The organism is Lysinibacillus sp. NPDC059133 (assembly GCF_042755925.1).
Taxonomy (GTDB): Bacteria; Bacillota; Bacilli; order Bacillales_A; family Planococcaceae; genus Lysinibacillus.
The window spans coordinates 129,292-136,169 of record NZ_JBHZDH010000007.1; the positions used below are offsets into that span (position 1 = coordinate 129,292).

The 6,878-nt window shown below is 37.8% G+C and carries 6 protein-coding genes; 1 reads left to right on the top strand and 5 read right to left on the bottom strand.

What is annotated here, in order from left to right; translation table 11 throughout:
* Positions 1 to 144: 144 nt before the first annotated feature.
* A complete protein-coding gene (gene holA, locus ACFXN8_RS06135) occupies positions 145 to 1,155 on the bottom strand; it encodes a DNA polymerase III subunit delta (protein WP_386843636.1) in 1,011 nt (336 codons plus the stop codon).
* 164 nt (positions 1,156 to 1,319) lie between these two features.
* On the opposite strand from holA, the gene ACFXN8_RS06140 reads away from it, so the two are divergent.
* Positions 1,320 to 1,457 (top strand): YqzM family protein, encoded by a 138-nt coding sequence (locus ACFXN8_RS06140; RefSeq protein ID WP_376073734.1) that lies wholly within the window; start codon positions 1,320 to 1,322, stop codon positions 1,455 to 1,457.
* 29 nt (positions 1,458 to 1,486) lie between these two features.
* Here the strand turns inward: ACFXN8_RS06140 and ACFXN8_RS06145 are convergent, their stop codons facing one another.
* The 4 genes from ACFXN8_RS06145 to ACFXN8_RS06160 all read right to left on the bottom strand — a co-directional run bounded on the left by ACFXN8_RS06145 (position 1,487) and on the right by ACFXN8_RS06160 (position 6,732).
* Positions 1,487 to 3,667 carry a DNA internalization-related competence protein ComEC/Rec2 gene (locus tag ACFXN8_RS06145; protein WP_386843628.1) on the bottom strand — a complete coding sequence of 727 codons (2,181 nt, stop codon included), beginning with the start codon at positions 3,665 to 3,667 and terminating at the stop codon, positions 1,487 to 1,489.
* Between the two features lie 107 nt (positions 3,668 to 3,774).
* The gene (locus tag ACFXN8_RS06150; protein WP_249072644.1) at positions 3,775 to 4,344 is read right to left on the bottom strand and encodes a ComE operon protein 2; all 570 of its coding nucleotides are present in this window, start codon (positions 4,342 to 4,344) and stop codon (positions 3,775 to 3,777) included.
* 130 nt (positions 4,345 to 4,474) lie between these two features.
* Complete coding sequence (locus ACFXN8_RS06155; RefSeq protein WP_386843630.1) at positions 4,475 to 5,122, bottom strand: helix-hairpin-helix domain-containing protein; 648 nt, start codon at positions 5,120 to 5,122, stop codon at positions 4,475 to 4,477.
* Between the two features lie 434 nt (positions 5,123 to 5,556).
* Positions 5,557 to 6,732: a DUF4085 family protein gene (locus ACFXN8_RS06160; RefSeq protein ID WP_376073739.1), complete on the bottom strand. Its 1,176-nt coding sequence runs from the start codon at positions 6,730 to 6,732 to the stop codon at positions 5,557 to 5,559.
* Positions 6,733 to 6,878: the final 146 nt, after the last annotated feature.

Sequence of the window (6,878 nt, forward strand, 5' to 3'; positions counted from 1 at the left end):
GTAGCTTTACTTTCGCGAAGATAATTTTGCCACTGTCACTTTATTTTCCCACTATAATACTTACTAAACGACCATAAAGAGCTGCCCCTATTGCTTCGGACAGCTCATCAATAGTTGTTTTCATTCTATACAAGCGTTATCTCCTTAGAGTTGACGCAGTAAGAAGAGTTCTAAATAACGCTCACGATTGCCTCCTGTTGATTTCAGTTGTAAATCGACCTCTGCTAACTGATATAAAGCCTTCAATAAGCTTTCCTCTGATGGACGAATACGCTGCTCAACCATCAACTTGACGCGATAAGGATGGATTTTTAAATTTTTTGAGATTTGCTGTGGATGATAACCCTTTTTTAATAAATAAAAGACATTGGACATCGTACGTACATTTGATGCAAGTAATCCAACAAGCATGATAGGCTCTTGCTTTTGACGTAGTAAATCGTGATAAATAGATAATGCACCAACAGAATCGTTTGCAAAGTAAGCATTTAGCATTTTAAAGGCATCCTGCTCTAACGTTTTTGCTACTAAATCCTCGACTAGCGTGGCAGTTATTTCACCACCATCTCCTACATAAAGAGTTAGCTTTTCAATTTCCATTTGCAACTGTAGCATATTTGGTCCAACCATTGCGACAAGCTGCTCAATCGCATTTTGTTTTATGCTGTTGCCCTCTGCTTTCACAATACTTTGTATCCACACAGCTAAGTCCTGCTCCTTTGGTGTTTCAGCTTGGACTAATAACGCATGCTCCTTCATCATCTTTGTCACTTTTTTACGTTCATCCAATTTCTCATAAGGAGCGATAAAAACTGTTATTGAAAAATCAGAAGGGTTAGCAAGCCATGCTTCTAAGCGTTTTATATCATGGTCAATTTTTTCTTTTCCTTTTTCGGTTGCCTTTAAAAAGGATGCATTTTTGGCAATAATAAGCTTTCGCTCAGAGAAAAATGGAATTGTATCTGCTTCATCTATAACGGCATCCACTGGCATTTCTTCCAAATCAAATGTTGACATTTCTATCTCTTCTTCGGGTCCTATCGCTTCTTTTAATCGTTTAACTGTTTCATCTATAAAATAGCCTTCTTCACCAACGAGTAAATAAACTGGCGAGAGCTCTCCTTTTTTGATATTATTCCAAACCGTTGAAATCATAATTTCCCCTCCATGTAGCAATACTACTAGTATACATGATTTATATTCCTTTGTGACTTTGACCGAATTGTGTCGATTCTTTGCCATATGGCAAATTCTCCTTTTCGATATAGCTTTTATGAAATTGATGTCTTATAATAAATAACAGAATTGGAGGGATAACAATGAATCCATTTGAAGGAAAAAACATACAATGTCGCCGTAACGATGCAACTGATTCAGGAGTTGGCTTCGGTGTATCATTTGGAATGTTTTCACTTATGTTTATCATCGCAATAGTAGTGGAAGTAGCATCTAGATAATTAATTTTATGTCAGGAAAAAGACCTTGCTCATTGGACAAGGTCTTTTTCCTTTTGTACAAACCAACTATTCTCCAGAATTCTTACTTCAATCGTCCCATCTATCCCAGTTGTTAACGTAGATAAATATCGACTTGTAAAACGCTCCACAATCTCTTCATGTGGATGACGGTAGCGATTATTGAGCCCAGCACTGAAAATGGTTAGTTCGGGCCGTAACAGCTCTACAAACGGCTCAATACTTGATGTTTTACTGCCATGGTGTCCAGCCTTCAACAATGTCATGTCCGCTAATTGCTTGTTGTAAAGATGAATAAGCTCCTGTTCACCATGCTCCTCTAAGTCACCAGTTAACAATGCTCGAAATGACCCCTGTTGCATATATAAAACGATTGAATCATCATTCCCCTCATAAAGAGTGTCACGGGGCCATAAATAATGAAAACTAGTTTTTCCTATACGCCACGCTGTTCCCTGCATTTTTTCTTTCACAGGAACTTTTTTCTTTTTGGCTTCCATCAGTAAATCCCGCATTACAGGCTTGTCCATTGAACCAGGAGTGAGGTGTATTTCATGCATGTTAATCTCTTGCAAAATCTCTTCAGCGCCCTCTACGTGATCGGCATCCGCATGAGTGGCGATAAAAATATCAATGTCTCGTATCCCTTTTCCTTTCAAAAACGGTACAACAACTTGTCTCCCGACCTCATATGGGCTGTCTGACGTCTTCCATATGTCCTGCTCAAAGCGTAGTAAGCCGCCTGAATCAATAACATACACAGCCCTTCTAAACGGTAATTCAATAACTGTACAATCACCCTGACCAACATTTAAAAATGTAAGCTTAGTTTCGTTAAACAACATCGGCGATAAATGAATACACAATGCAGGAATGAACATAACAACCGCAAATTTACCATATTGTTTTATTTCGATAAAATAGAAACCCGCTAATACACTGATCAATGCTACGCAAATAAGCCATATAGCAGGCTGCCCTGGCGACCACAGCTGAAACGGCAATTCCTGAAGGTATAAAATAAACTTTGTAAGCCAAACACGGAGCGGCTCGTATCCAACAAACAAAGCTTTCGCTACTGGCATCGATATAATCGTTATGACAAACAAAACAATATTAACAGGCAATATAACAAGGGAAAACAGTGGTACGAAAATAATATTTGCCAAAAATGATGAAATAGAAATTTCATAAAAATGATGGAGTAATAATGGATAAACAAGAAGCTGGCACACAAATGTAATGAAAAATGAACGGATTAACCAGTTCGTGGATAGTCTTAAAATGACGCCAGAATAGACAAGACTAACCGTTGCTAAATATGACAATTGAAAGCCAATCTGATAAATGACACCTGGTTCAAGTAGGACAAAGCAAATAAAGCTAATTGCTAGAGCATCATCAATCGATATTTGCCACCTAGCGTAACGCATCAGCATGATTAATTCTACAACAGATACTGCGCGCCATACGGACGGAGCACCACCAGCTAGCACCCCATAGATAGGTAAGATGATGAGTAAAATTAAGGTCGCCATTTCCTTCCGTACGCCTATACGTAGGAGACCTTCAAAAAATAACCATGAGACAAGTGCCACATGCAAACCAGAGATAGCAAATATATGAGTGATGCCAAGCTTTTGATAGGCTCTTTGAAGCTCATGATCGACTTGATCCTGCGATCCTATTAGAAGTGCTTGTGCCTCTGCAACTAGTGACTCAGGGAATGTTGTTTCAATATGTTTTTTCATAGAATGTCTCTGTTTAGCAAGAAACGAACGAATGGATTTTTTCTCTTCTATAAAGGTCCAGCTTGAAACTTCAAATATTCCTCTAGCACCTTTACTGATCAAATATTTTTCCATAGAAAACGCATACGCATGTGCAGGTGGAAGAGGTGCTATAAGTTCTCCTTGAACTTGATAGGTTCTACCTGTCAATGAAGTAGTTTCATAAAAGCTTTTCTCTTCTTCTGATGAAAATGTATAGACGACATACAACTTCTCACCTGTTTCAGGTTTGACAAAGCCTCTAAGCTTTTGACCATTTATTTTATATTCACTCGACCAAGTTATTTGGAATGTTGACGGTAGAGGGGGAGATTCCGTCAATTGAAATGTAACGATGAAGAAATAGGAAAGAAATCCAAAGATGATAACAAGCGCTGAAATTAAACATGTTTCACCTTTCAATTTAAGCCATAACGCGAAAAGCCAAAGAATAGCGAGTAGCCAAGCTGACTTGTGTGCCGCTATTGAGGCAACAAGTACAGCTAGTGCTACGTAAATCCATTTATGCTTTAAAGCTTTTTGCCAAATAATGCACTCACCTTCTGTTCATATGGGAGCAATTTTTCTGCAGGCATACCACTTTCACGAAGTTCATTTAGCATGTCTATGTACAAGGCTAATTTTTCGTCGCTTAAAAAGTCAATTTTACGTTCATCAAACGGAACGTGTACGACCTCTACACCTGCTTTTTCAAATAATTCTTGTGCATAAGGGTTATTTTTATAATCCGTAGCGTAATACACACGTTCAATACCTGCTTGAATAATAGATTTCGTACATGGTAGACATGGGAAATGTGTAACATATAAGTCTGCACCTTTTGTAGGCGTCCCATATTTAGCACATTGTAATAGTGCATTCATTTCAGCATGCACTGTGCGCACACAATGGTTATCAACAACATAGCAACCATTTTCAATACAATGTTCATCACCCGTAATTGAGCCATTATAGCCACCTGCAATAATTCGCTTATCTCTAACGACAGTCGCTCCTACTGCAAGCCTTGTACATGTACTACGTAATGCGAGTAAATGGCTTTGCGCCATAAAAAATTGATCCCAAGTAATTCGCTCCATATGACTACCTCCGAAAATTTACTAATATTTATAATGATTATTTACGCTGTGCCTTTATGGCAACAGTCCTTTTCTACTATAGTGTAGCCCTTTTTGAAAAGAGTCGTCAATATCTCAAAACTTACTACCATTACTTAACAGTAATGAAATCCTTCAGCTTCTCAAACGTTTTTTCGCCAATACCACTCACTTTTTTCAAATCCTCAATTGTTTTAAAGCCGCCATTCTCCTCACGATACGAAATAATGCTTTGAGCCTTTGATGGACCAATACCTGATAATGTCGTAAGCATTGCTTCATCTGCTTTATTTAAATTGACCTTTTGATCTTTCATACCGCTGTTACTTTGTGATGTTCCGCTAGTAGGCATCGTCAAGAGATTAGAGGAAATTTCGTCTAGCTTTTCACCCTTTATAGGAATGTAAATAACCATCTCATCCTCAACTTTTTGCGCATGATTAATGAGTTGCGTATCAGCATCCTGCGTATAGCCACCTGCAAGCTGTACGGCATCTATAATGCGCTTGTCGGGCTGTAGCTCATAGACACCCGGATACATAACAGCACCCTTTATATCAACAAATACCTGCTGTATGACCGCTTCATCAACAGATTCTTTCATTTCATGTTGTTCAATAGGTTGGATTGTTTCGATGAGCTCTTCTTGGGGAGGTGAAGAGTCAGAACTCGAAAAAAAGAAGTAACTAAGTCCACTGATTACAAGTACGCCGGGGATCAACATACTTTTTTTATACTTTTGCCAAAAAGATTGGATCATCAAATAACATCCTTTCCTTTGCAAAAGGTAATCATATGGAGTCTATTTCATCTTACAATATCATTCATGTGTTGAAAAGATAAATTATCTATTAAGACAAAAACGAAGGCATCCCTGAGCTGCAGTTTTGAGATTTATCGAGAACTTTTGATTGTTTATCGACCAACTTTATCGATTTATCTACCAACTTTATCGATTTATCTACCAACTTTTTTAATTTATCTACCAACTTTTTTAATTTATCTACCAACTTTCGAAAAATATCGACATCTACCTTCATGCAACACTATCTGACCGCACTAATTATTTGCGTATAAAAATTTTCACATCAAAAAAAGCGCGAGAAATCAATGTTTCTAAATTGATTTCTCTCACTTTTTAAGGTTTCGACCAGTTTTGTCCCAGCCTCTTTTCAACATTACTTTCTACAAGCGTTATTCTGCTAAGATATCTTTAAATTTCGCTTGAAGCTCAGTCGATAAGATTCCCTCATTGTTAAAATGGCGAATAAACACATTTTGCATCACATCATCCTCCTGAGCTGGATTCATCAGCATTAATATATGATTAATCTTCTCCGCGAGCTGTACTGGATTGGCATACATCGTATTCCATGCGCGAACCTTTAACTCTAAATCTGTACCGAGGGCCGCCTCCTCCAAGTCCTGTATTGATACTGGCTCACTAAAATGTGCATACGGGTCTTCATATGTATCTGTATGTAAAAAATGAATACAATCATCTAATTTGTCTGCCACACGTATTGTATCCACAAAAACGCCTTGATCATTTTCATATAGATAGCTATTTTCTAAAATTAAAAACGGTGCGTGTTGCTGAATACCGACTACTCGTTTTTTTAATTGAGGTGTAATAAAGGTTAAACCATGCTCTAGCTGCAATGTTTGAACGTACATAGAAAAATTACCGTTTTCAGCAAAATCACTATATGTTTTTGGACGATAATAAAATTCAGCGTCTAAATCCTCTGCTTCAATCGTCCATTCTACTTCTGGGCAATCAAAAACAACGCGTAGTGCCATTCCATTCGCTGTTTTTCTGAGCTCATCGTAAATATAAAACTGCTCTGGTTCTACTTGACCTACCTCACTTATAATATTGTTAAACGTAAGAGAAATAATTGATTTTGCAGTAAAGCCTCCTGCCATATCAAATGTTAATTCCACTTGAGTAGCATTACGGCGAATACTAACTATTGTTGCATCATGAAGACTTTGCTCAAAGACCTCTCTCTCCTTCGGTTTCATATAAGCTAATGTTCTCTGCTTTTCCTCATATGCCGCATCGAGAATATTTTCAAATAGCTGTTCCTGTTCATTTCTCCATCCTAAAAAATCTTCTCGTACATGCTTAGGAACATCTGGTGTATTCAACGTACCATCTAAAACATATGTATGAAATCGCAGTGGTAAATCGTTCATTAAACTATCGCGTACTTCATCTAACTCTTGCTTCTTTTCCTTATATAGATCAATATCATTTTCCTTTGCATAGGCAAGGCTCTGTGTCCACTCTTCATCAGATTCGTATATAAATAGTTTCATCGCATTTTCATATGCTTTTTTCTCTTGCAATGTTAAATGCCACATAATTTCAGCTCCTTTAATTGGGTAGTAAAAGAAAAAACTTTTGGCACAAGTTGATCTACGTTTCGACTGGTCGACTCCTTGGGGATCAGCGTCACAGATGAGAACCTAGAGCGAGCACATTGGGTCACGAAGGCGTTATCACATCC